Source organism: Ensifer sp. LBL (assembly GCF_050435225.1).
Lineage (GTDB): Bacteria > Pseudomonadota > Alphaproteobacteria > Rhizobiales > Rhizobiaceae > Ensifer.
In genome coordinates, this window is record NZ_JBNDJY010000004.1 from 308,862 (window position 1) to 331,289 (window position 22,428).

26 protein-coding genes are annotated in these 22,428 nt (G+C 63.2%); 12 read left to right on the forward strand and 14 right to left on the reverse strand.

What is annotated here, in order from left to right; all coding sequences use genetic code 11:
- Nucleotides 1-201: 201 nt before the first annotated feature.
- Both adh and OKW20_RS17340 read left to right on the forward strand, forming a co-directional pair.
- Entirely contained in the window at nt 202-1,710 is a 1,509-nt protein-coding gene (adh, locus tag OKW20_RS17335; protein ID WP_429173801.1) for an aldehyde dehydrogenase, read from the forward strand.
- Between the two features lie 153 nt (nt 1,711-1,863).
- Entirely contained in the window at nt 1,864-2,259 is a 396-nt protein-coding gene (locus tag OKW20_RS17340) for a DUF779 domain-containing protein (protein WP_429173803.1), read from the forward strand.
- A gap of 9 nt (nt 2,260-2,268) precedes the next feature.
- Here the strand turns inward: OKW20_RS17340 and OKW20_RS17345 are convergent, their stop codons facing one another.
- Nucleotides 2,269-3,174: a LysR family transcriptional regulator gene (locus OKW20_RS17345; protein ID WP_429173804.1), complete on the reverse strand. Its 906-nt coding sequence runs from the start codon at nt 3,172-3,174 to the stop codon at nt 2,269-2,271.
- Nucleotides 3,175-3,291: 117 nt separating this feature from the next.
- Between OKW20_RS17345 and OKW20_RS17350 the strand changes: the two genes are divergently transcribed.
- Nucleotides 3,292-4,320: an aldo/keto reductase gene (locus tag OKW20_RS17350; protein WP_429173806.1), complete on the forward strand. Its 1,029-nt coding sequence runs from the start codon at nt 3,292-3,294 to the stop codon at nt 4,318-4,320.
- Between the two features lie 72 nt (nt 4,321-4,392).
- Here OKW20_RS17350 and OKW20_RS17355 read toward each other — a convergent pair whose 3' ends face one another.
- The 6 genes from OKW20_RS17355 to lgt form a co-directional block, all read right to left on the reverse strand.
- On the reverse strand, nt 4,393-5,325 hold the full coding sequence (locus OKW20_RS17355; RefSeq protein WP_034788749.1) for a ribose-phosphate pyrophosphokinase: 933 nt from the start codon (nt 5,323-5,325) through the stop codon (nt 4,393-4,395).
- A gap of 207 nt (nt 5,326-5,532) precedes the next feature.
- Nucleotides 5,533-6,372 (reverse strand): hypothetical protein, encoded by an 840-nt coding sequence (locus OKW20_RS17360; protein WP_429173808.1) that lies wholly within the window; start codon nt 6,370-6,372, stop codon nt 5,533-5,535.
- Nucleotides 6,373-6,461: 89 nt separating this feature from the next.
- The gene (locus OKW20_RS17365; protein ID WP_043618095.1) at nt 6,462-7,613 is read right to left on the reverse strand and encodes a M24 family metallopeptidase; all 1,152 of its coding nucleotides are present in this window, start codon (nt 7,611-7,613) and stop codon (nt 6,462-6,464) included.
- A gap of 1 nt (nt 7,614) precedes the next feature.
- Nucleotides 7,615-8,409 carry a peptidoglycan editing factor PgeF gene (pgeF, locus tag OKW20_RS17370; RefSeq protein WP_429173809.1) on the reverse strand — a complete coding sequence of 265 codons (795 nt, stop codon included), beginning with the start codon at nt 8,407-8,409 and terminating at the stop codon, nt 7,615-7,617.
- 151 nt (nt 8,410-8,560) lie between these two features.
- Nucleotides 8,561-9,664 carry a class I SAM-dependent methyltransferase gene (locus tag OKW20_RS17375; RefSeq protein ID WP_429173811.1) on the reverse strand — a complete coding sequence of 368 codons (1,104 nt, stop codon included), beginning with the start codon at nt 9,662-9,664 and terminating at the stop codon, nt 8,561-8,563.
- A gap of 61 nt (nt 9,665-9,725) precedes the next feature.
- Nucleotides 9,726-10,562 (reverse strand): prolipoprotein diacylglyceryl transferase, encoded by an 837-nt coding sequence (lgt, locus tag OKW20_RS17380; RefSeq protein WP_205238166.1) that lies wholly within the window; start codon nt 10,560-10,562, stop codon nt 9,726-9,728.
- 216 nt (nt 10,563-10,778) lie between these two features.
- Between lgt and OKW20_RS17385 the strand changes: the two genes are divergently transcribed.
- The 6 genes from OKW20_RS17385 (at nt 10,779) to OKW20_RS17410 (ending at nt 15,066) form a co-directional block, all read left to right on the forward strand.
- Entirely contained in the window at nt 10,779-11,039 is a 261-nt protein-coding gene (locus tag OKW20_RS17385; protein WP_043618160.1) for an accessory factor UbiK family protein, read from the forward strand.
- A gap of 448 nt (nt 11,040-11,487) precedes the next feature.
- Nucleotides 11,488-11,988 (forward strand): YbjN domain-containing protein, encoded by a 501-nt coding sequence (locus tag OKW20_RS17390; protein WP_043618087.1) that lies wholly within the window; start codon nt 11,488-11,490, stop codon nt 11,986-11,988.
- Nucleotides 11,989-11,990: 2 nt separating this feature from the next.
- Complete coding sequence (gene proC, locus OKW20_RS17395) at nt 11,991-12,809, forward strand: pyrroline-5-carboxylate reductase (protein WP_429173813.1); 819 nt, start codon at nt 11,991-11,993, stop codon at nt 12,807-12,809.
- A gap of 367 nt (nt 12,810-13,176) precedes the next feature.
- The gene (locus tag OKW20_RS17400; protein WP_429173815.1) at nt 13,177-14,118 is read left to right on the forward strand and encodes a LysR family transcriptional regulator; all 942 of its coding nucleotides are present in this window, start codon (nt 13,177-13,179) and stop codon (nt 14,116-14,118) included.
- 38 nt (nt 14,119-14,156) lie between these two features.
- Nucleotides 14,157-14,498: a tRNA-binding protein gene (locus tag OKW20_RS17405; RefSeq protein WP_043618157.1), complete on the forward strand. Its 342-nt coding sequence runs from the start codon at nt 14,157-14,159 to the stop codon at nt 14,496-14,498.
- A gap of 4 nt (nt 14,499-14,502) precedes the next feature.
- Nucleotides 14,503-15,066: a protein-tyrosine phosphatase family protein gene (locus tag OKW20_RS17410; protein ID WP_043618079.1), complete on the forward strand. Its 564-nt coding sequence runs from the start codon at nt 14,503-14,505 to the stop codon at nt 15,064-15,066.
- 5 nt (nt 15,067-15,071) lie between these two features.
- Here the strand turns inward: OKW20_RS17410 and OKW20_RS17415 are convergent, their stop codons facing one another.
- Genes OKW20_RS17415 through OKW20_RS17430 form a run of 4 tightly spaced genes read right to left on the reverse strand, consistent with a single transcriptional unit; the run spans nt 15,072 to nt 18,273 of the window.
- Nucleotides 15,072-15,575 carry a tetratricopeptide repeat protein gene (locus OKW20_RS17415; RefSeq protein WP_043618076.1) on the reverse strand — a complete coding sequence of 168 codons (504 nt, stop codon included), beginning with the start codon at nt 15,573-15,575 and terminating at the stop codon, nt 15,072-15,074.
- A 56-nt stretch (nt 15,576-15,631) separates the two neighbouring features.
- Nucleotides 15,632-17,014, reverse strand: coding sequence for an ATP-binding protein (locus OKW20_RS17420; RefSeq protein WP_043618073.1), 1,383 nt, complete (start codon nt 17,012-17,014; stop codon nt 15,632-15,634).
- A gap of 32 nt (nt 17,015-17,046) precedes the next feature.
- Entirely contained in the window at nt 17,047-17,748 is a 702-nt protein-coding gene (locus tag OKW20_RS17425; RefSeq protein WP_043618070.1) for a response regulator, read from the reverse strand.
- A gap of 45 nt (nt 17,749-17,793) precedes the next feature.
- On the reverse strand, nt 17,794-18,273 hold the full coding sequence (locus OKW20_RS17430) for a MarR family winged helix-turn-helix transcriptional regulator (protein ID WP_034788710.1): 480 nt from the start codon (nt 18,271-18,273) through the stop codon (nt 17,794-17,796).
- Nucleotides 18,274-18,541: 268 nt separating this feature from the next.
- Here OKW20_RS17430 and OKW20_RS17435 point away from each other — a divergent pair, with 268 nt between their 5' ends.
- On the forward strand, nt 18,542-19,432 hold the full coding sequence (locus OKW20_RS17435; protein ID WP_043618066.1) for a branched-chain amino acid aminotransferase: 891 nt from the start codon (nt 18,542-18,544) through the stop codon (nt 19,430-19,432).
- An 83-nt stretch (nt 19,433-19,515) separates the two neighbouring features.
- On the opposite strand, the gene OKW20_RS17440 is transcribed toward OKW20_RS17435, so the two are convergent.
- Together OKW20_RS17440 and OKW20_RS17445 are read right to left on the reverse strand one after the other, a co-directional pair.
- Nucleotides 19,516-19,782 (reverse strand): hypothetical protein, encoded by a 267-nt coding sequence (locus OKW20_RS17440; protein ID WP_043618063.1) that lies wholly within the window; start codon nt 19,780-19,782, stop codon nt 19,516-19,518.
- Between the two features lie 322 nt (nt 19,783-20,104).
- Entirely contained in the window at nt 20,105-20,728 is a 624-nt protein-coding gene (locus tag OKW20_RS17445) for a DUF1236 domain-containing protein (RefSeq protein WP_043618060.1), read from the reverse strand.
- Nucleotides 20,729-20,878: 150 nt separating this feature from the next.
- On the opposite strand from OKW20_RS17445, the gene OKW20_RS17450 reads away from it, so the two are divergent.
- Nucleotides 20,879-21,043: a hypothetical protein gene (locus tag OKW20_RS17450; protein ID WP_197067150.1), complete on the forward strand. Its 165-nt coding sequence runs from the start codon at nt 20,879-20,881 to the stop codon at nt 21,041-21,043.
- A 172-nt stretch (nt 21,044-21,215) separates the two neighbouring features.
- Nucleotides 21,216-21,857 (forward strand): MBL fold metallo-hydrolase, encoded by a 642-nt coding sequence (locus tag OKW20_RS17455; RefSeq protein ID WP_429173818.1) that lies wholly within the window; start codon nt 21,216-21,218, stop codon nt 21,855-21,857.
- Between the two features lie 76 nt (nt 21,858-21,933).
- On the opposite strand, the gene OKW20_RS17460 is transcribed toward OKW20_RS17455, so the two are convergent.
- Complete coding sequence (locus OKW20_RS17460) at nt 21,934-22,380, reverse strand: BA14K family protein (protein WP_077960236.1); 447 nt, start codon at nt 22,378-22,380, stop codon at nt 21,934-21,936.
- Between the last annotated feature and the right edge of the window lie 48 nt (nt 22,381-22,428).

Genomic DNA, 22,428 nt, shown 5'->3' on the forward strand with positions numbered 1-22,428 from the left:
GAAGGTCCCGGCAGGGGGATGAGGGGCGGCGCCGGCACTCCGTTCACGCCTTGCTGCATTGCAGCACGCTCGATCGAACCAAGCTGTCTCATATCTGAAACAGATTGCGGGGCAGCCGCTTGCGCCTCACTATCGAAGACGCACATTCGGTCGCACCTTCCTCCTCACAGCTCCGTTGCTGGGTCTCAGGGAGGAATGACCATGTTGCATCAGAAGATCATCGAAAGCCCGTTCAAGCAGAAATACGGCAACTTCATCGGTGGCCAGTGGCGTGAGCCGGTGGCCGGGCGCTACTTCGACAATACGACGCCGGTGACCGGTGGTGTGCTTTGCCAGGTGGCGCGCTCGGATGCCGCCGATATCGAGCTGGCGCTCGATGCCGCCCATGCCGTCCGCGAGAAATGGGGGCGCACGTCGGCCGCCGAGCGCTCCAACATCCTGATGAAGATTGCCGGGCGCATGGAGGACAATCTCGAACTGCTTGCGCGGGCCGAAACCTTCGACAACGGCAAGCCGATCCGCGAGACCATGGCCGCCGACATTCCGCTCGCCATCGACCATTTCCGCTACTTCGCGTCCTGCATTCGCGCCCAGGAAGGTTCGATCGGTGAGATCGACCACGACACCGTCGCCTATCACTTCCACGAGCCGCTCGGTGTCGTCGGCCAGATCATTCCCTGGAACTTCCCGATCCTGATGGCCGCCTGGAAGCTGGCGCCGGCGCTTGCCGCCGGCAACTGCGTCGTGCTGAAGCCGGCAGAGCAGACGCCGGCCTCGATCCTCGTCTGGGCGGAACTGATCGGCGATCTCTTGCCGGCGGGCGTGCTCAACATCGTCAACGGCTTCGGCCTTGAAGCCGGCAAGCCGCTCGCCACCAGCCCGCGCATCGCCAAGATCGCCTTTACCGGCGAGACGACGACCGGCCGGCTGATCATGCAATATGCCAGCCAGAACCTCATTCCGGTGACGCTGGAGCTCGGCGGCAAGTCGCCGAACATCTTCTTCGCCGACGTGCTTGCCGAAGACGACGACTACTTCGACAAGGCGCTCGAAGGCTTTGCCATGTTCGCGCTGAACCAGGGCGAGGTCTGCACCTGCCCGAGCCGGGCACTGGTTCAGGAGAGCATCTATGACCGCTTCATGGAGCGGGCGGTGAAACGCGTCGAGGCGATCCGCCAGGGCAATCCGCTCGACAGCGCCACGATGATCGGTGCACAGGCGTCGAGCGAACAGCTCGAAAAGATCCTCTCCTATATCGACATCGGCAAGCAGGAAGGCGCCGAAGTGCTGACCGGCGGCGGCCGCAACGTGCTTGAGGGCGAGCTGTCGGAAGGCTTCTACGTCAAGCCGACCGTCTTCCGCGGACACAACAAGATGCGCGTGTTCCAGGAGGAAATCTTCGGACCCGTCGTCTCCGTCACCACCTTCAAGACCGAGGCAGAAGCGCTGGAGATCGCCAACGACACGCTCTATGGCCTCGGCGCCGGTGTCTGGAGCCGCGACGCCAACCGATGCTACCGCTTCGGCCGCGAGATCCAGGCCGGGCGTGTCTGGACCAATTGCTACCACGCCTATCCTGCCCATGCGGCCTTCGGCGGCTACAAGCAGTCCGGCATCGGCCGCGAGACGCACAAGATGATGCTCGACCACTACCAGCAGACCAAGAACATGCTGGTGAGCTACAGCCCCAAGGCGCTCGGCTTCTTCTGATCGGATCCGCCTTCCCCGCCGCCTGGGGAAGGCGACAGGAGCCGGAGGGACGGTATTCTCCACCTTTCCCTCCGGCTTGATCGACGGCTGAGGCGTGCTCTCCACCCGCGCCTCAGCCGGCCCATTGACCGCAATCGACAGCGAGGCGCGCAAATGTCCACGGAACTGACGGGAGCCGACGGAGACGAGCCGCGCGTGCTGGCGACTGACGCAGCACTCGACTTCATCGCCGAAATCCAGCGAAATCACCCCGATATCCTGTTTCACCAGTCCGGTGGCTGCTGCGACGGCTCGTCGCCAATGTGTTATCCGGCCGATGACTACATCGTCGGCGACAACGACGTGAAGCTCGGCGAGATCGGCGGCGTACCGGTCTATATCAGCGCCAGCCAATTCGAGGTTTGGAAGCACACGCAACTGATCATCGACGTGGTGCCGGGCAGGGGCGGCATGTTCTCGCTCGACAATGGACGGGAGAGGCGCTTCCTGACGCGCTCGCGGCTCTTTGGCGGCGGCGAGGCTTGTGCCGTCGTCTTCCGCGGACGGTAGACCGTGGACCTATTTCCGTTCCCGCATGACTTTTGCCGCCAGGTCGAGGAAGGCCCGCAGCTTCGGCTGCGTCTGCGCCTTGGCCGGGAAATAGATGAAGAGACCCTGCGATGTCGGCAGATAGGCTTCTAGCACCCGCTCGAGGCGGCCGCTCGTGACGGCATCCCGCACCGAAAGATCCGGGAGATAGGCAAGCCCGGTGCCGGCCTCGGCCATCTCCATGAGCATCTGAAAATCATTGACGGTGAGGGCGCCTGGAGCATCGACGGAGACATCGCGTCCCTCCCGCTCAAACTCCCAGCGGTAGATCGTGCCAGATCCCGGATAGCGGTAGCGAATGGCTTCGTGGCGCGTCAGGTCCTCGGGTGTCGACGGACGCCCGTGCTTGACGAAATAGGAGGGCGAGCCGACGACGGCCCAGGTGATTTCGGGCGTCAACCGGACTGCAATCATGTCGCGCTCGACCGCTTCGCCAATGCGGATGCCGGCATCGAAGCCGTGTTCGGTGATGTCTACGGCCGCATCGTCGATGGAGACTTCGACGGAAACATCAGGATAGGCCTGGCGAAAGCGCGGCAGGAGCGGCGTCAGCACCAGCGGGATCGCCATGCGCGGCACGGTCAGCCGGAGATTGCCCATCGGCCGGTCGCGAAAGTCGCCGAGCAACTCGTAGGCGTCCGCGATCTCGGCGGCTGCCGGACGCACGCGCTTCAGGAAGGCAAGGCCTGCCTCGGTCAGCGCGACGCGCCGGGTGGTGCGCACGAAGAGCTGCAGGCCGAGGCGGGCTTCGAGCGCCCTGATCGTCTGGCTGACGGCGTTGGGCGTGACGCCGAGCGTCGCCGCCGCCGCGGTAAAGCTCTTTGCCTCCGCCACCGCCAGAAATTCTCTCAGTCCGTTGAAAGGGTCGTTCGCCATCTGCTGATTATGAAGCAGTTCTTCCAAGCCTATCAAGAGAGCGGTGGTTTTTCATAGCAATCCACTCCGGCATGATCTGTCCAACGGCAACTTGACTTTCAGAGGATGGAGATCGACATGCAATATACGACGCTTGGAAATACCGGTCTGGTGGTCTCGCGCCTCGCCTTCGGGGCGATGACGTTTACTGCCGGCGACCGCAGCCTCGGCGCGGTCTACAAGACCGATGCCGAGGCTGCCGACGCCCTTGTCGGGCAGGCGCTCGATGCCGGCATCAATTTCTTCGACACGGCCGACGCCTATGCCTCCGGCCAGTCGGAGCGGATCCTGGGTGCGGCGCTCAAGTCCCGCCGCGACGAGGTGGTGATCGCCACCAAGGTCGGCTTCCGCACGGGGACGCCGCTGACCCAGGCCGGTCTGTCGCGCCGCCATATCCTCTGGTCGGTCGACGAAAGCCTGAAGCGGCTCGGGACCGATTGGATCGACGCATACATCCTCCACAAGGAGGATCCGCACACGCCGCTCGAGGAAACGCTTGTCGCGCTCGATGCGGTCGTGCGCTCCGGCAAGGTACGCTACATAGGCTTTTCCAACTGGTCGGCCTGGAAGGTGGCGGCAGCAGCCGAGATCCAGAAGGCCAACGGGCTGGCACCTTTCACCCACGGCCAAATGCACTATTCGCTGCTCGGCCGCGACGTCGAGCGTGATGTCATTCCGATGATGCAGCGCTATGGGCTGGGGCTGACCGTCTGGAGCCCGCTCGCCTCGGGCTTCCTTTCGGGCAAGTACACCCGCGACAATCTGGGCGATCCGGACAACCGTTATTCCGGCTTCGACATTCTGCCCTTCGACAAGGAACAGGGCTTCAAACTGGTGGAGCGCATGCGCGGCATCGCCGGCGAACACGGAGCGAGCGTCGCCCAGGTGGCGATCGCCTGGCTGCTTTCGAAGAGGGCGGTGACCAGCGTGCTGCTCGGCGCCTCCAAGCCGCACCAGCTGAAGGACAATCTCGGCGCGGCGGATCTGGTGCTCACGGAAGCGGAGATCTCGGCGCTCGATGCAGCGACCGTGCCGGTGCCCGTCTATCCCAACTGGTTCATCGACAACCTCGTCGACCAGCCGCTGGCGCAGGCGCTGGAGAAGTAATCGCGTTCGGCAACGAAAAACGCCGGCGCGTGGGGCGCCGGCGTCTAGGAAATTCGGGTGCTCCGGACGAGCTCAGTCGAAGAGGCTCGATACCGATTCTTCCTGGCTCGTGCGGCTGATGGCTTCGCCGAGCAGGCCCGCGGTCGAGATGACGCGGATGTTGTGGGCGGACTGGACGGCGGTCGTCGGCTGGATCGAGTCGGTGATGACCAGTTCCTTGAGCATCGACGAGGTAACGCGGGCAACCGCGCCGCCCGAGAGAACGCCGTGGGTGATGTAGGCGGTAACGCTGGTCGCGCCGTTCTTCAGCAGCGCTTCGGCCGCGTTGCAGAGCGTGCCGCCGGAATCGACGATGTCGTCGATCAGCAGGCAGTCCTTGCCCTTCACGTCACCGATGACGTTCATGACTTCGGATTCACCCGGACGGTCGCGGCGCTTGTCGACGATCGCCAGCAGACAGTCGAGACGCTTGGCAAGCGCACGGGCGCGTACCACGCCGCCGACGTCCGGCGAAACGACCATGACGTTCTTCAGGTCGTAGTTTTCCTTGACGTCGCGCGCCAGGATCGGGATCGCATAGAGGTTGTCGGTCGGGATGTCGAAGAAGCCCTGGATCTGGCCGGCATGAAGATCGAGCGTCAGCACGCGGTCGGCACCGGCTTCGGTGATCAGGTTGGAGACCAGCTTGGCGGAGATCGGCGTGCGCGGACCGGGTTTGCGATCCTGGCGGGCATAGCCGAAATAGGGAAGCACGGCGGTGATGCGGCGAGCGGACGAGCGGCGCACCGCGTCGATCATGATGAGCAGTTCCATCAGGTGATCGTTGGTGGGAAACGAGGTCGACTGGATGATGAAGACATCCTCGCCGCGTACGTTTTCGCCGATCTCGACGAAGATTTCCTGATCGGCGAAACGGCGTACCGTCGCTTTGCCGAGAGGCAGGTTGAGATAGTTGCAGATCGCTTCGGCCAGGAGCCGGTTCGAATTACCTGCGAAAACCTTCATTGACGGACCGCCTTGAGCTGGCGCGGTCACCGTCCGGTACTTTTCCGGTAGCGGTGTTTTCCGCGCAGATTCCGAGAGCCATTCCAATCGCGGTCATTCTTTGCGGATGGCCGCCGTTCAGAGCTGATCGGCCGCTTTTTAGCGAGACTGAACTTGAATGCAAGGGGAATGCTGCGCCGCGAAGGCCAATATCCTAAAAACTTTGTGTCAACCGGCTTGAGATTGCCGCCATTCGAGATAGGCGTCGATAGTTTTCGTCGCAATTCCCTGCATGGTTGTAGCCGGAACGCCACTCCACAAATCCGTGCCACCGCCCGGAACAGAGTCCTGTCCCTGGATGCGATGCAGGCGGTTGCCGCTGCCATCGAGCACGTCCCAGACGTACACGACGGTCGTCTTGTCGCCATCCTTCAACGCCGAGAAATAGCCCTTGAGGATATGCTCGCTGCTTGAGTCTGCCGAGCCCTTGATCGTCAGGCCGCGGGCGCGGGCGTCGGCGCCGAGCTGTTTGGAAAGCGGTGTCACGGCCTGAACCGGCGCGCCGATGATCGGCAGGAAGCGGATCGTGCCGCTTGCGGCAGCACTTGCCTTCGGCAGCGCGGCGACGCTCGGCTGGCTCTGGATTTCTTCGGCTGCGGCCGCCGTCTGCTGAACGGGTGTGTGCTGGACTGGTGCCTGTTCCACCGGTGCCTGGCGGCTCTCGATCGAGTTCTGGACCGGCGCCGAGCCGGCGGCAAGCCGGTTTGCCTGTCCCTCGAAGGTACCGGCCGGATCCGTATAGGTCGCGTCGCCGCTGGCATAGGCCGTCGGCGTGTTCGAGGGTGCCGGCTGCGGCGAATAGGCGGTGGTCTGGCTGACGGGTTCGCGCTGCACCGGCGCCATAGCCGTCTGCGTGGACATGGCGTCGAGATCGGATTGTGTCACCGGCGGCGAGCGGAAGGTCCCTCCGCCGACGTCAACCTGTGGCGTCAGCATCTCGGTGCTGTTGCAGCCGGCGAGCGCAATGGCGAGGCCAAGAGCTACGATGGGCGTGGTGAGCTTTCGCATGTTCAAACCGTCCGTCCGTTTCTTCGCGGCAGTTTCCTGAAACGTCTCCTGTCGTCTGCCAGTACGAACGCAAGTCTAGGCGGATTTCCCTAAGCAGAAATGAAGTCCAGGCCGTAACGCGATAACGCGCGCGGCGTGTCCGTCGTGGTGAGGTAGGTCTGGCCGAGGGTCATGGCGGTGCCGCTGTCGGAATCCATGATGATCATGTGCACGAACAGCGACATGTTCGGCTCGATCTCCTGTGGATTGCCGAGGTGGAACATCTGCTGCTCCATCCAGGAGGGGGAGAAACGGGCACCGAGCGAATAGCCGCAGGCGTTCAGCCGGTGGCGGGCAAGGCCGCGCTCGTCCATGATCTTGGCATGCACGTCGAAGACGGTACCAAAGGTGTTGCCGGGGCGAAGCACCATCTCGATCGCCTGGATCGTTTCGCGGCAGGCGCTGTAGAGTTCTCGATGGCGGTTGGTCGGCTCGCCGATGACGACGGTGCGCATCATTGCCGCATGATAGTGGGCGCTGACGCCGGCCCATTCCAGCGTGAGCTGATCCTGGCTGTCGAGCAGGCGACGCCCGGACTTGTAGCGGCACAGCAGCGCATCGGCGCCGGAGCCGATGATGAACTCGTTGGCCGGATAGTCGCCGCCGCCGGCAAGGATCGTGCCCTGCATCGCGGCCAGAATGTCGGCCTCGTTGCCGCCGGGACGAATGAGCGGCAGGGCGGCATCGAGCGCGTCGTCGGCAAGGCTCGCGGCCTTTTCGACATGGGCGATTTCCGCATCGCTCTTGATCAGGCGCAGGCGGCCGACGAGGTGCGAGGCGTCGATCAGCTCGCCAAAGGTCTGCAGCTGCCGGTCGATCAGCCGCGCGGCGCGGCCGGTCATGCCGTGGGTATCGTATTCGATGCCGATGCGGCAGCCGAGCAGGTCGAGTTCGCTCAGGAGGTTCTTCAGGTCCATGGTCGGGTCGGCATTGGCCCGGTCGACCCAGATCTCGATGCGCTCGATGTTCGATGTGTGACGGGCCTGGCGCAGGTCGGCCGAGCGCGTCAAAAGCACCATCGAGCCGTCCTTCTTGACGACCAGCGTCTGGAAGAAGCAGTAGCCGAAGGTGTCGTAACCCGTCAGCCAGTACATGCTTTCCTGGGCGAAAAGCAGCACCGCGTCCAGTTTCTCCTCGCGCATCTTCTCCGTCAGCCGCTCGAGGCGGCTTGCATATTCTTCCTGGGCAAAATGAAGCGCCATGTCAGGTCCCTCGTATGCAAATGGCGGAAATCTGTCGGCCGTAGTCCGGTTCCTGCCTGTGGGTCGTGCGCCGATAGGAGAAGAAACGCTCCTCGTCGGCATAGGTGCAGATGTCGAGATTCTCGGCGGCAACGCCCGCCTCGACCAGGCGTTTGATCGTCAGCCCGGGCAGGTCGAACATGGCATGGCCGTCGCGCTCCGAAGGCCGGAAGAACGTGGCGTAGCTTTCGTTCGCCGCGACGAAGCGTTCTACGAACTCGGAGCCGACCTCATAGTTCCGACGGCTGATCGACGGGCCGAGGCAGGCGACGATGCGCTCGCGCTGGGCGCCGAGCGAAACCATCCTGTCGATCGTGCTTTCGAGCACGCCGCCGAGCGCGCCCTTCCAGCCGGCATGGGCCGCACCGATGACATTGGCTTCGGCATCGGCAAAGAGAATAGGGCCGCAATCGGCCGAGAGTACGCCGAGCACGATACCGGGCGTTGCCGTCACCAGCGCATCGGCCTCGGGGCGGGCGCCGTCATAGCTTTCGTCGACCACCACGGCGTCTGGGGAATGGACCTGGTGCACGGTTGCCAGGCGCTCGGGCACGGCGCCGAACCAGCGGGCGACGCGGGCGCGGTTCTCGTTGACATGGGCGCGCTCGTCCTTGGAGCCGAGCCCAACATTGAGGCCGCGATAGATCCCTTCGGAAACGCCGCCCGTTCGGGTGAAATAACCATGGGCGATTGCCGGTCCGGCCTTCTCGCTGAAGAGCGAGCTTTGCACAGGAGAGAGCGCGGCGTCATGCTGCATCGGTATATTCGCCTTTGCTTTATCAGGAAAATCAATGGGTTTGGGGGCGCGCTCCGGCCCGGCGACTGGCTCTTGATTTGCCGGCGCGATGTTGACCCGCGACGGCAGGGCTGTCAATTCCCGAACGGCAGGGGTGCCGTCCGGTGGCGGTTCAGGCCTTCGGTTTGCGGAACGGCGAGAGCGGAACCGGCGGGCTGCTGACGGCCAGGACCTTGAACAGTTCGCCCATCTTTCCCGCGCCTGCGCCGGCAAGCCTCTCGACGTCCTGGCGGATGGTTTCCTGTGTCAGCGCATCCTTGTCGCGGCCAAGGGATGCGGCGCGTTCCAGAAGACCGAGGCCGACAAGAAAATCACCCTGGTGGGCAAGGCCGTTGATCTGCACGTCGTCCGTCTTGGCGCGGCGGGCGAGCTGCTCGAAATCGACGTGGCTGGTGAGATCGGCGCGGCCGGGGCTGGCTAGCGGCGGATCGTATTCGTGGTCGCGCACGGCCTGCAGCGTGTCGCCGTAGCCGGTGGCCATATGGCCGTAGTCGATGATCACGGCGGTGCCGCCGCTGACCTTCAGCCGTTCGCATAGGGCCGACATGACTGCGTCGCGGGCCGGGGCGATCTCGAAGATCGTGCCTTCGGCGATACCTTGGGCCGGCGTCGGCAGGAGATCGGGATCGATGCCGGCAACGCCGACGGCAAAGGTCAGTTCGTCATCGGCATCGAGCCCGACCATGCGTTCTCGGAAACCTTGCGCGGTGCGCACGAATTGCCGGATCGGGATGGCGTCGAACAGCTCGTTGGCGGCCAGCAGCAGAAAGCCTTCCGGCAGGGTCTCGAAGCTCGTGTGCCATTCGACCTTGTGGCCATGGGCGGCGAGCGTTTCCGACTGGACCTTGCGCAGCCGCTCGCTGGTCTCGACGAGATGCACGCCGGCGGAGGCATAGAGATCGGGGGCAAGACGGCGCACGACGCGCAGCATGTCGGTCATCATCGTGCCGCGGCCCGGGCCAATTTCAGCAATCACGGCACCTTCCGGTTTGCCGTGCTGCTGCCAGGCATGGACAAGGAAGATGCCTATCATCTCGCCGAAGAGCTGGCTGATTTCCGGCGCCGTGGTGAAGTCGCCTTCCTTGCCGAAGGGCTCGTGCACGCGGTAGTAGCCGTGCTCCGGATCCGCCAGGCAAAGCGAGAAATAATCGGTGACGCTGATCGGCCCGTGGGCCTTGATCAGCGCCTTGATCTTGTCCGCAAGTGGTGTCGTCATGCCTTCGTCCAATTCGCGGGGCGGCGGCCGGAATAGCCGCGCGCCCTTGCCCCATCCGCTCTCAGGCGGCTGCGCGCCGCGCCCGGGCAATGGCCCAGATGCCAGCGAGCGCCATTGGCAGCGACAAAAGCATGCCCATGGTCAGCCAGCCACCGACAAGATAGCCGATCTGCGCGTCCGGTTCGCGGAAGAATTCGACGAAAATACGGCTCAGGCCATAGCCGAGCACGAAGATGCCGGTAACGAGCCCCGGCGACTTCAAAGCGTGGCGACGGTAGATGAACCAGGCAAGCACGGCGAGCAGGACGATGCCCTCGAGGGCGGCCTCGTAGAGCTGGCTCGGGTGGCGGGCGAACGGACCGCCGGTCGGGAAGACGATCGCCCAGGGCATCGACGACAGGCGGCCCCAGAGTTCGCCGTTGATGAAGTTGGCGATGCGGCCGAAGAACAGGCCGATCGGGACGACGGCGGCGACGATGTCGAACAGGCTCCAGATGGCGATCTTGTTCTTGCGGGCAAACAGGATCATCGCGAGCGTGGTGCCGAGGAAGCCGCCGTGGAACGACATGCCGCCGTTCCAGATTTCAAGCGCGCGGATCGGATTGGCGAGCACTGAGCCGAGATCGTAGAAGAGGATGTAGCCGATGCGGCCGCCGAGCACGATGCCGCCGGCTGCCCACAGCAGGAAATCGTCGAGTTGCTGCAGCGTGATCGCCGGCTTGTCGTCGCGCCAGAGCGCGGTGTTCATTGCCAGGCGCCGGGCGTAGAACCAGCCGAGGAGGATGCCCGCCACATAGGCGAGCCCGTACCAGTGGATGGCAAGCGGCCCGATCTGGACGATGACGGGATCGATTTCAGGGAAGGGGAGGATGGCGAGGCGGGTCGCTAATGTTTCCAATTTATTGTTCTCGTGCCGGGCCGGTTGTTTCGGCGGAACATGGCGAGCGATTGCACCCCGGTCAAGGGCGACGATTTGCGCCCCGGACACAGGGTCGTGAAGCGGGCCGTGAAGGCGCGCGTGATTTTTCTTGCATCGGGCGGCCGGTGACCCTACCTGAAACTCATGGACCGCATCGCTCTTTAAGAGGCGATGGCTGAAATGGAGATCGCGACGATGAGCACAGGCACCAACCGCATGCTGGATGACTTCGCCAAGCTGATGACCGATGCTGCAGGCGCCGCCCAGGGCGTGCGCCGCGAGGTTGAAACGGCCTTCCGGGCGCAGGCCGAGCGGGCGCTGAATTCGCTCGACGTCGTCAAGCGCGAAGAGTTCGAGATGGTCAAGGAAATGGCCATCAAGGCGCGTGAGGAAAACGATGCGCTTCTGGCCCGTATTGAGGCTCTTGAAGCGCGTCTCGTCGATACGGGCAAGTAACGCGATTCCCTTGAAATAACGGCATTTCAGCGTTTTTACTTCGCCCGCGGACCTCTTCCGCGGGCGTTTTGCTGTCGATCAGCCGCACAGGTCTGAAACGGCATGATGGGTGGTTAATAAAACCTGAAAAGTTTTCCACCTGTGGACACTGCCAAAAAACCCTTATGGCAGAGTCAGTTAAGCTCAACCGCTTCATTCACATGACAACGTGGACGCGATTGTTCACGGCTATTTTTGGACCGAGGGGCTGGCAGCCTGACTCCGCCATTATACACTGATTTTAAATGATGATTCGAAACGAACCACGTAAGCTCCGGGCAGGGTAAGTCAGCCAGGATGGATGTGAGTTCAGCAATCATAGTGTGTTTGTAATCGGTGTTGGGTTTGCAGCGTTGCGTCTTGTGAGCGTGATGATGCATGCCCGTGCCACACCTATGCAGGGTGATGCATGAGCCTTTTGGAAATGGAAGTCGAGCGCCAATCCAACCCGGTCGATATGATCGAGTTCGTGGCTGCCAATAACGACTGGTCGTTCGAGCGATCCGGCGAAGACGAAATCGCCATGACGGTCGAAGGCAAGTGGGCGGACTACCACGTTTCCTTCTCCTGGATGGAGGAATTCGAGGCGCTGCACCTGGCCTGTGCCTTCGACATCAAGGTGCCGGAAAGCCGGGTCAACGAAGTCATCCGTCTGCTCTCCCATATCAATGGGCAGGTGCTGATGGGCCACTTCGATCTGTGGCGCCAGGAGGAAGTGGTGATCTTCCGCCAGTCGCTGCTGCTCGCCGGCGGCGCCGAGCCCACCAACCAGCAGGTCGAAGTTCTGCTTTCGAGCGCACTCGACGCTTGCGAATCCTATTATCAGGCGTTTCAATTCGTCGTCTGGTCCGGCATGGACGCGCAGCGCGCCGTCGATGCCGTGCTGTTCGAGACGGTTGGAGAAGCCTGATCATGACGAACGCCGCTTCCGGTCCCATCGTGCTCGTCGGCGCCGGCAATATGGGCGGCGCCATGCTTTCCGGCTGGCTGAAGAGCGGTGTTAAAGGCGCGGACGTTCTCGTCGTCGATCCCGGTCCGCCACCGGCCATGGCGCAGCTGATCGCCGACAACGGCGTGACGCTTGCGACCTCCGCACCGTCGGGTGTTCAGGCGGGCGTGATCTTCCTTGCGGTCAAGCCGCAGGTGATGGATGCGGTGCTGCCGCCGCTGAAATCGCTCGTTGGCCCGGAGACGGTCATCGTATCGGTTGCCGCCGGCAAGACGCTGGCCTTCATCGAAACCCATCTTGGTGCCGCCGCCACGGTGCGCGCCATGCCGAACACGCCGGCCATGATCGGCCGCGGTGTCACCGGCGCCTTTGCCAATGCCCGCGTCAGCGATCAGCAGCGCGCTCAGGTGCATGATCTCCTGAAGGTCAGCGGCCCGGTCGAATGGGTCCGCACCGAAGCCGAGATCGATGCCGTCACCGCCGTTTCCGGCAGTGGCCCGGCCTATGTCTTCTACCTCGTCGAATGCATGGCGGAGGCGGGCCGCAAGGCCGGCCTTGAGGCGGACCTCGCCATGCGGCTCGCGCGGGAAACCGTCGCGGGGGCTGGCGAACTGTTGCACCAGTCGCCCGACGAGGCCGCGCGGCTGCGCCAGAACGTGACCTCGCCCGGCGGCACGACTGCCGCGGCACTGTCAGTGCTGATGGCCGACGACGGCATGCAGCCGCTGTTCGACAAGGCGATCGCTGCGGCGCGCAAGCGCGCGGAAGAACTCGCAGGCTGAACATCAAACGCGGCCGGCGCCATGTCGGGGCCGGCAAGCGCCTGGCCTATGGCGTTCGCGTCGGGTAAGCGCCAGTGCAAGCCCCATGATCGCGGCTTGGCTGGCGGTTGAAGAGACTTCTCCAAATTGCACTTATCGCGCGGCGGCCCATGTCGCCGATCGCAATGGCGCGTTGACGCCGCGCCAAGCAATGCAGCGCATAGCTCATCGGCAGACCGTCTCGCTGATTGCCCATTTCCGTCACTCCTCAAGCTTCGCTGTCTGAGTTCCGGCTCAAGCTACAGCCTGTCGCCTGCCGCGATAATCCATGTTAAATTCCGTTTATCTGTGACGAAATGGAATAGATAAGATGGATCGACAGGAAGCCATGGCGGTGTTTCTCGCCGTCGTCGAGGAGGGTGATTTCTCGGCGGCGGCGCGGCGGTTGCGCATGACGCCATCGGCGGTCAGCAAGATCGTCGGCCGGCTGGAGGCGCGCCTCGGCGTGCGCCTGCTGCAGCGATCGACCCGCAGCATCGGTTTGACGAGCGAAGGCAGCGCCTATGCGGAATCGAGTCGCCGCATCCTCGGCGACATGGAAGATGCGGAGGTTGCGATCCAGCCGGGGGCGGTGCCGCGCGGGCGGCTGCGGGTGAGCCTGCCCAGCGCTTTCGGTCATCGCCTGATCGTGCCCATGCTGCCCGATTTCATCGCGCGCTATCCCGAAATCGATCTGGAACTCGATTTCAGCGACGCGATCGCCGATCTCATGAACGGTGACGCCGATGTCGCGATACGGGTCGCGGAACAAAGCGACAGCACGCTGGTGACGCGGCGCCTTGCGCCAAACCGTCGCGTCATCTGCGCTGCACCCGCTTATCTCGAGCGGCACGGTGCACCGAAAACGCCTGACGACTTGCAACACCATGCCTGCCTTGCCATCACCGCCCGCGGCCGCCTCAATGTCTGGGAATTCCAGGATGGCAATGGTCGGCGCGCGATCCGTGTTCGCGGTTCGGTCGAGGCCAACAGCACCGAAGCGCTCCGACGGCTTGCGCTCGCGGGCATCGGCATCGTGCGCCTTTCCGAACTGCTCGTGGGCGGCGATATCAAGGCGGGATTGCTGGTGCCGTTGCTGACCGACAGCAACTATGCCGAGGCGGAGCCGATCACCATCGTCTATCCGCACCGGCGGTTCTTGCCGCCGCGCGTGCGTGTTTTCGTCGATTTCCTGGCCGAGCAGTTTGCGCGCCGCCCATGGGAGGAGGCCAGATTTCGCGGGGAGCCTGCCGGGGACGCCATGCTTCCGGAATCTCGCCCGATGCTTTAATCCACCTCGTCGGAGAAGATTTCACATAGGGAATGACGATGGCTGAGACTATTGAATTTGCTGATTTCGAGCGCGTAGACATTCGCGTGGGCACCATCGTCGAGGCCGAGCCCTTTCCCGAAGCCCGCAAGCCGGCCATCAAGCTGAAGATCGATTTCGGCCCGGAAATCGGCATAAAAAAGTCATCAGCGCAAATCACGGTGCATTATCGTCCGGAGGAACTCGTCGGGCGGCAGGTGCTGGGTGTGGTCAATTTTCCGCCACGCCAGATCGGGCCTGTGCGCTCTGAAGTACTGACGCTGGGCTTTGCAGACGAGGCCGGTGCGATCGTGCTGGCTGCCACCGAACGGCCGGTCCCCAACGGCAAGAAGTTGATGTGATCCCATGAACATTGCTTTCGAAGTGATCCCCGAGCGCGTCAAGGTGTCCTGCCTTTGGCGCGCCGCCGATGCCGCGCGCGACTGGCGCGCAAGTCATGTGCTGTCCCTGCTCGATCCGGAACTGCCGGATGCCAACGTGCCCGTGATTGCGGACGCCAGCCACCGGGTCGTGCGCATGCGCGACCAGGAAAACCTGAAAGCCACCCAGCATTTCCCGGATCTGGTGCTTGAGGTCTTCGAGGCGATGCGCCCGGCGGCCGAGCATGCTGAGAGCCGCATTCTCGTCCATTGCCATGCCGGCGTCAGCCGCTCGACAGCCTTTGCCTATGGTCTGATTGCGCACCAGCTTGGCGCGGGACGAGAGGACGAAGCTTTTCAGGCACTGCTGACCATCACGCGCAAGCCCTGGCCGAACCGCCGCATCATCGAGATCCTTGATGCCGCCCTTGGCCGCGACGGCCGGCTGCTGGCACCGCTCGATGTCATGCGCGCCCGTCATCCGCGCCGCATCGACGCCTGGCACCGCTTCAACGAACGACGCGGCCTGACCTCGATCTACCAGCGCTGACGGGCTCAGCTCTCCGGCATCAGCATTTCGGCGTAGCGCTTGAGTGAGCGATTGTAGCGGGGCAGGTGCCGCGACAGGCTGCCGAGAGCGAGTGCTGCCGCCTGTTGCGCCTGGCCGGTATCGACGAGGCAAAGCGCCAGGAAGGCGACGACCGCATCGTCGAGTTCGTCCGATGGCTTGTCGCGCTCGGCGGTGAGCAGGGCGACGCCTTCGTCGGCGCGGCCGAGATTGCGCAGGGTGCTGGCGAGCTGGATGGTGGCGCGCCGGCGGCGAATTCCCTGAAGGCCGTTTTCCAGCGCCTGCCGGTAGAGCGGCTCCGCTTTCGTCTCATGGCCGGTGGAATCCTGTGCCGAGGCTCTTTCGAACAGCCCGACGGCATGTCCCGCCGGCAGTTCGGCGGCGAGGGCATCAATGCGGGCGACAAAGCTTTCGCCATCCATCGTGTCGAAGGCGGCCCAGAGTTCGGCCACCCGTCGTTCCCAGTCAGCCCAATCGATGACGTCTACCATGCCCGCTCCCCTCAGCCCCCGTTCGCGGCCAGAAGTGGCCCGCCCGGGCAGGGACGTCAAGCCGGCACGCGCACCGTTGCCCTGAGGCCGCCGAGCGGGCTGTCGCCCAGCGTGACGTTGCCGCCGTGGCTGCGGGCGATATCGCGGGCGATCGCCAGACCAAGGCCGGTGCCGGAGCTGTCGAGATTGCGCGCTTCGTCGAGACGAAAGAACGGCTTGAAGACATCCTCACGCGAGCGTTCGGGAATGCCCGGGCCGTCGTCGTCGATGGTGATTGTCAGCCACTTGGCACTGTGGCGCGCATCGATCTTGACGGTGTTGGCGTAGCGATAGGCGTTCGAGGCGATGTTGGCGATGAGACGGGTGAAGGCGTTTGGCCGGACGCGGATATCGTCTTCCCCCTCGACGGAGGTGGTGAGCGTCTTGCCGAGCAGTTCGGCTTCCGCGGCGAGCCGGGTCATCAGGTCCGAAAGTTTCAGCTGGCCGACGTCTTCCTCCGCCTCGCTGCGGGCGAAGGCGAGGTATCCTTCCAGCATGTTCTGCATGTCCTCGACGTCCTGGTTCAGGCCCTCGAGATCCGGGTTGTTGCCGGCAAGCGCCAACTGCAGCTTGAAGCGGGTGAGAATGGTGCGCAGATCGTGACTGACGCCGGTCAGCATTGCGGTGCGCTGTTCGATCTGACGTTCGATGCGCTCGCGCATCTGGATGAAGGCGAGACCGGCGCGGCGAATTTCGTCGGCGCCGCGCGGCGCGAAGTCGTCGATCTTCTGGCCCTTGCCGAAGCTTTCGGCCGCCTTGGTCAAGGCCAGGATCGGACGGATCTGGCCGCGCAGGAAGAGGACCGCGATCGTCAGCAGCACCAGCGAGGCCGCCACCATCCAGACGAGGAAGATGTGGGTGTTGGAGGCATAGGCCTGGTTGCGCCGGGCGTAGACGCGCAGGATACGGCCGTCGTCGAGCTTGATGCGGATCTCGACGAGCTTGGAGTTGCCGACCGTATCGATCCAGAAGGGGCGGCGGACCTGGTTGGAAATCTCTTCGCCGAGGATCTGGTCGAGGATTTCGAAGAAGGGGCTGGGACGCGGCGGTGGCAGTTCGCCCGGCGGGTCCACGGAGATGCTAAGATCGAGCTGATCGCGGGCGATGCGGATGATCTCGGAGATGTCGCGGTCGGCCGGGAAGGTGTCGATGAGATCGACGATCGCGGCAATGTCGCCGGTGACGGCGGCCGACAGGCGCTGCGTCACCAGCTGCCAGTGGCGCTCCATGAAGATGAAGGCGACCACCGATTGCAGGAGAACCATCGGGATGATGACGATGAGCAGCGAGCGGGCGTAAAGCCCCATGGGCAGGCGACGGCGCAGCCAGCGGGTGAAACGCCTCCAGGCGTTGTCGTTCGCCCCGGATGCACCGTGCTCTATGCCGTCAAAGCTTGCCATGATCTGCCGCGCTCATCGGAAGGGCTGTCATTTCAGTCTACGCTCAGCCGGTAGCCGATGCCGCGCACCGTCTGCAGCCAGACGGGGTTGGACGGGTCGTCCTCGATCTTGCGGCGCAGGCGGTTGATCTGCACGTCGATCGTGCGCTCGCCGACTTCGGCATCGTCGCCGATCAGTTCGTGGCGCGGAATGGTTTCGCCGGCGCGCTGCGAAAACAGCGTCATGATCTCCTGCTCGCGGTCGGTCAGCCGGATATGGTCGGCGCCGCGCCGGAGTTCCTTGCGCACCACCGAGAAGGTGTAGGGGCCGAAGATCACCTGATCGACTTTGGGCGCCTGGGCCGGCTGGTTGCGGCGCAGGATGTTGTTGATCCGCAGCACAAGTTCGCGCGGGTCGAAGGGCTTCGACAGATAGTCGTCGGCGCCGGCCTCGAGACCCTCGATGCGGGAATTGGATTCCGCCAGCGCCGTCAGCATCAGGATGGGCACGGTCTTGATCTGCCGGAGGCTCTGTGTGAGCGAAATGCCGCTTTCGCCCGGCATCATCACGTCGACGATCAGGAGGTCGAAGTCGAGGCCGACGAGTTTGCGGCGGGCCTCGTCCGCATCGGACGCAGTCGTCACGCGAAAACCCTGTTCGACCAGGTAGCGGTTGAGCAGATCGCGGATGCGCCGGTCGTCGTCGACGACCAGAAGGTGAGCCGCATCGTCCGAGACAGTCGCTTTTGTCGTCATTCCACGCTTCCCAAATTGCAGGCCAGACCCGCGCTGCGGCGGGCGTCAGTCTGCGGCGTTGTTCTTCATACCGGCGAGGAAGCGCTTGACCGTTTCGCGCGCGCCCGGACCGGTTCTTGCCAATGCATCGGCTATGCGGCGGGACTGTGGCTCGGCGAGCGCACGCGCCAGCGCCTGGCCTTCCTCCGTCGTATAGAGCATGCGCTGGCGGCGGTCTTCAGGGCCGGTTTCCTGGCGGATATAGCCGGAATCGATCAGCTGCTTCAGCACCCGCGCAAGGCTCTGCTTGGTGATCTTCAGCGTGTCCAGGAGGTCGGCGACCGTCATGCCCGGCTCGCGGTCGACAAAGTGCACGACGCGGTGGTGCGCCCGTCCGAAGCCGCTCTTTTCCAGGATCGCGTCCGGGTCGGAGGTGAAGTCGCGATAGGCGAAGAAGAGCAGCTCGATGATCTCGAAATCGATCGTATCGTCATCGGCGGCGGCATCGTTCAGATACCGGGTGTTCTCTTTGGATTGGCCGGCCACGCGGTCATTTCCTTTCAGCCTGATTGCAACTTGCGAAACATTCGGAAAAATACGTCAGCTTTATTGACATATTTTTACCGTGTCGTTAGCGTCCATGCTCGGTAAGCGAGACATTTGGCGTTGGCAACATCTGAAAGGATATGCCGTGCCGTTCCGATCGCAAATCCAAAATCACGAAATTGAATTTTCCCTCAATCAGTTTGCCGATAAACTGAAAGCAGGACGATAATCAACTAAGAATGGCGCGCATGCGCCGGAGGATGACACCATGGCAGCGGTTCCTTTTGATCAGTTGGACGGACAGATCTGGTTCAACGGCGAGTTCGTCGCGTGGAAGGACGCCAAGGTACACGTGCTGACCCACGGCCTGCACTATGCCAGCGCGGTCTTTGAGGGCGAGCGCGCCTATGGCGGGCGCATCTTCAAGCTGACCGAGCACAACCAGCGCCTGCATCAGTCCGCCGAAATCCTCGGCTTCAAGATTCCCTATTCGGTCGAGGAACTGGACGCCGCCAGCGTCGAACTTCTGAAACGCCAGGGCTTCTCCGAGGCCTATGTGCGGCCGATCGCCTGGCGCGGCAGCGAGAGCATGGGCGTTTCGGCGCAGAACAATCGTATCAATGTTGCCATCGCCATCTGGCAATGGGGCAGCTACTTCAACCCGGCCGAAAAGCTCAAGGGCATCCGGCTCGATATCGCAGAATATCGCCGCCCGGATCCGCAGACAGCACCTTCGAAGTCGAAGGCCGCCGGTCTCTACATGATCTGCACCATCTCCAAGCATGCGGCCGAGGCCAAGGGCTATGCGGATGCGATGATGCTCGACTATCGCGGCCGCGTGGCCGAGGCGACCGGCGCCAACATCTTCTTCGTCAAGGACGGCGTCATCCACACGCCGGTGCCGGATTGCTTCCTCGACGGCATCACCCGCCGCACCGTGATCGAGCTTGCCAAGCGCCGCGGCTATGAAGTCGTCGAGCGGGCGATCATGCCGGAGGAACTGTCCGGTTTCAGCGAATGCTTCCTCACCGGCTCAGCCGCCGAGGTAACGCCGGTTTCCGAAATCGGCCCCTATCGCTTCACGCCGGCAACGATCTGCGAAACGCTGATGAACGACTACATGAAGGAAGTCTATCCGGTTGCCGCGGCAGCCGAGTAACAACGGCATCCGGAATACTCTTGAATGCAGAAAAGGCGGCCCCCGGGGCCGCCTTTTGTCTTGCTACGGATATGATCGCAGAGTTAGGCGGTCTTCCCCAAGAACTGCCCGACGATTCCGCTCAGCACGCCGCCGCCGACAAGGCCGCCGATGGCTTGCATGGCAAGACCGGTCGCGGCTGCTTCTCCGCCGAGCATTTGAATGAGGAACCCGCCGCCGAGGCCTCCGATCGCGCCGACGATGGTGCGTGCGACGATACCGAATGCCTGCTGCTTCAACACTGCGCTGGCCGCGTTGCCGCCGGCCGCCCCCGCGATCAATTGGGTAATGATAGGCATTAATGCTTCCATTGATCCCTCCGTGTCGTGGCTCGTCGTGGACGCGCCACTAAAAGCCGATGATCCGGCATCAATAGGTTGAAGCCTATTCTGGTTTATTGTCAATTTGAGTGAAATGACGTTCCCGCGACTGCTTCGTAGCCAATTGAAATGGCTCGATTTTAGGCAGAGGCAATATCATGCAGGCAAAGCGGGAAAATGAAGCCGGCGGCGGGGGCGGCTGGAGGCATTGGCCTTGCCGTGGATGATTCGTGCCGTCGGAAGGGCGAGGGAGCGTGATGCAGGCGCATGAGGGAACCTCCGGCAACCGAATGGCTGCCGGAGATCTAGGCTGTTAGCGGTAGACGTAGACGATGCGTCGCGTTGCCGGTTCGACCAGAACGGGCTGGCCGTTGATGCTGACATAGTCGTAGCTGTAGTCAGGCACGCGGTGAACGGCCACGGTCTGTGGCAGTTCGGCACCGACGACGACTTCGCCATCGAGATAGACGGTCTCGCCGGGGTTGGACGTGACGTAGGTCCGCACGTTGTCCGGCGGCACGATCGGGTCGATCTGTTCGACCGGGCCGATCAATTCGTCGCCGCTGCTGACGATCACGGGATCATTGGGCTGCGCTTCGTAGGTGACCGCGGGAATGGCGAGGTCGGCACGACGCTCCTGGACCACGACGGCCGAGCCGCCAAGATCCGTCGTCAGATACTGGGCATAGACCCAGCCGCGCACGCCGCCGACGTCGATGCGGCACCACTTGCTGCCTTCGACGCAGCCGTCGATGACCGCGGTGCTGCCGCGGGCCGCAAGGCCGACTGTCGGATATTGAGGGCCCGGACCCGTGCGGATATTCAGGTCCGTCACTGTGGTCGCGGTCATGGCTGCAAAGGCGGACGGGGTACCGATCGCCAACACCAAACCCGCGGCCGCAGCGGCTCGCAACAGGGGGCGGGTAAGCTTCACCATTGTGTTTCTCCTTATATTGACGAGGGCCAAACGCCGGCAAGCGCGCGGATGTTCCCCCGGGAACGTCACGAAATATGACGCTGTGACATTCTCCAGCCGTCGCCGAGGGCAGGACACGCCAGGAGAACAGGCGACGGGAGAGGGGACACAATGCAGAATGCTCAGCCGGATCAGACCAACGTCGCCGCGCGCAGCCTTAAGCCGGTGGTACGGATCGTCGTCGCTGCCGAGATCGCGATTTCGGCGCTGCTGATGACCACCGTGCAGTGGCCGGCGCCCCAGCTGTCCGCGCCGCAAATAGCCTCGCTTCGCTGATTGGCGCTGTCACCGCCGCCAATTGTCGCTATAGGAAGATGACAAGATCCCAAAGCGCGTTGCGATCTTCCAGATTCGCTTCCTACGCTTTAGGTTCCTGATTTATCGCATGTCGTTATCGCAATACCGCTCCCACACTTTTGCGCGACATGCTCTAGAGAGGCAGACGCGCATGTTACAGGCGGGCATCATCCCGGTTACCCATTTCGAGCAGAACTGCACGGTGCTGTTCGACAGCGAGACCAAGGAAGGCGTGATCGTCGATCCGGGCGGCGATGTCGACCTCATCCTGCAGACCGTCCGCGAAAACGGCATCACGCTGAAGGCGATCTGGATCACCCACGGCCATATCGACCATGCCGGCGGCGCCAAGGAACTGAAGGACGCGCTCGGGCTCGAGATCATCGGCCCACACAAGGACGACCTGCCGCTGCTCGAAAGGCTGGAAAGCCAGGCCGAGCGCTTCGGTCTGGCGATGAAGGTCCAGAACGTCATTCCCGATCGCTGGCTTGAAGAGGGCGACACCGTCTCCTTCGGCGACCATGTCTTCGAAGTCCTGCATTGCCCGGGCCATGCGCCGGGCCACGTGGTCTATTTCAACCGGGCGCAGAACTTCGCCCATGTCGGCGACGTGCTCTTCCACGGCTCGATCGGCCGCACCGATCTGCCCGGCGGCAATCACCAGCAATTGCTCGATTCGATCCGCGACAAGATCCTGCCGCTCGGCGATAGCGTCGGCTTCATCTGTGGCCATGGCCCGGGCGGCCAGATCGGCGACGAGCGCCGCACCAATCCCTATCTGCGTGGGCTCTGAGCCTCCGCACACGCGCATGAAAAAAGCCCATGTCTCGATCAAGACATGGGCTTTTCGATTCTTGCGCTGAGCCTGATCAGCCGGCGGTGCAGAAGTAGCTGCGACCGTCGTAGCCGCGGAAGGTGCCGCTATCCGGGTTGAACGAGCGGTAGCGCTGCGAGCAGTAACGGTACCAGGACGGGGTCCACGGCTCGAGCGACCGGTAACCGCCGCCGTAGCTGTCGACGACGACAGGGCGTGCCTGGTAGACCGGGCGAGGGCGATAGACCGGACGCGGCTCGTAGTAATCGTATTCCGGTTCCGGATCGATGTAGACGCGCTCGTTGTAGCCGCCGTTGTAACGCGGCTGCGAAGCGATCGCGCCGCCGATCAGAGCGCCGGCAACGAGACCTGCTGCACCGGCTGCCCATGCGTCGTCATTGTTGTGGTGATGCCGGCCGCCTGCCTCGGCGGCGCCAAAGGTCGGGATGACCATAGCGGCTGCGGCGATCGAGAGAACGGCGGCTTTGATGAACTTGTTCATTTGGCTTCAATCCTTCGCATGGACCGGATCAACCCGGTCTTCATGATG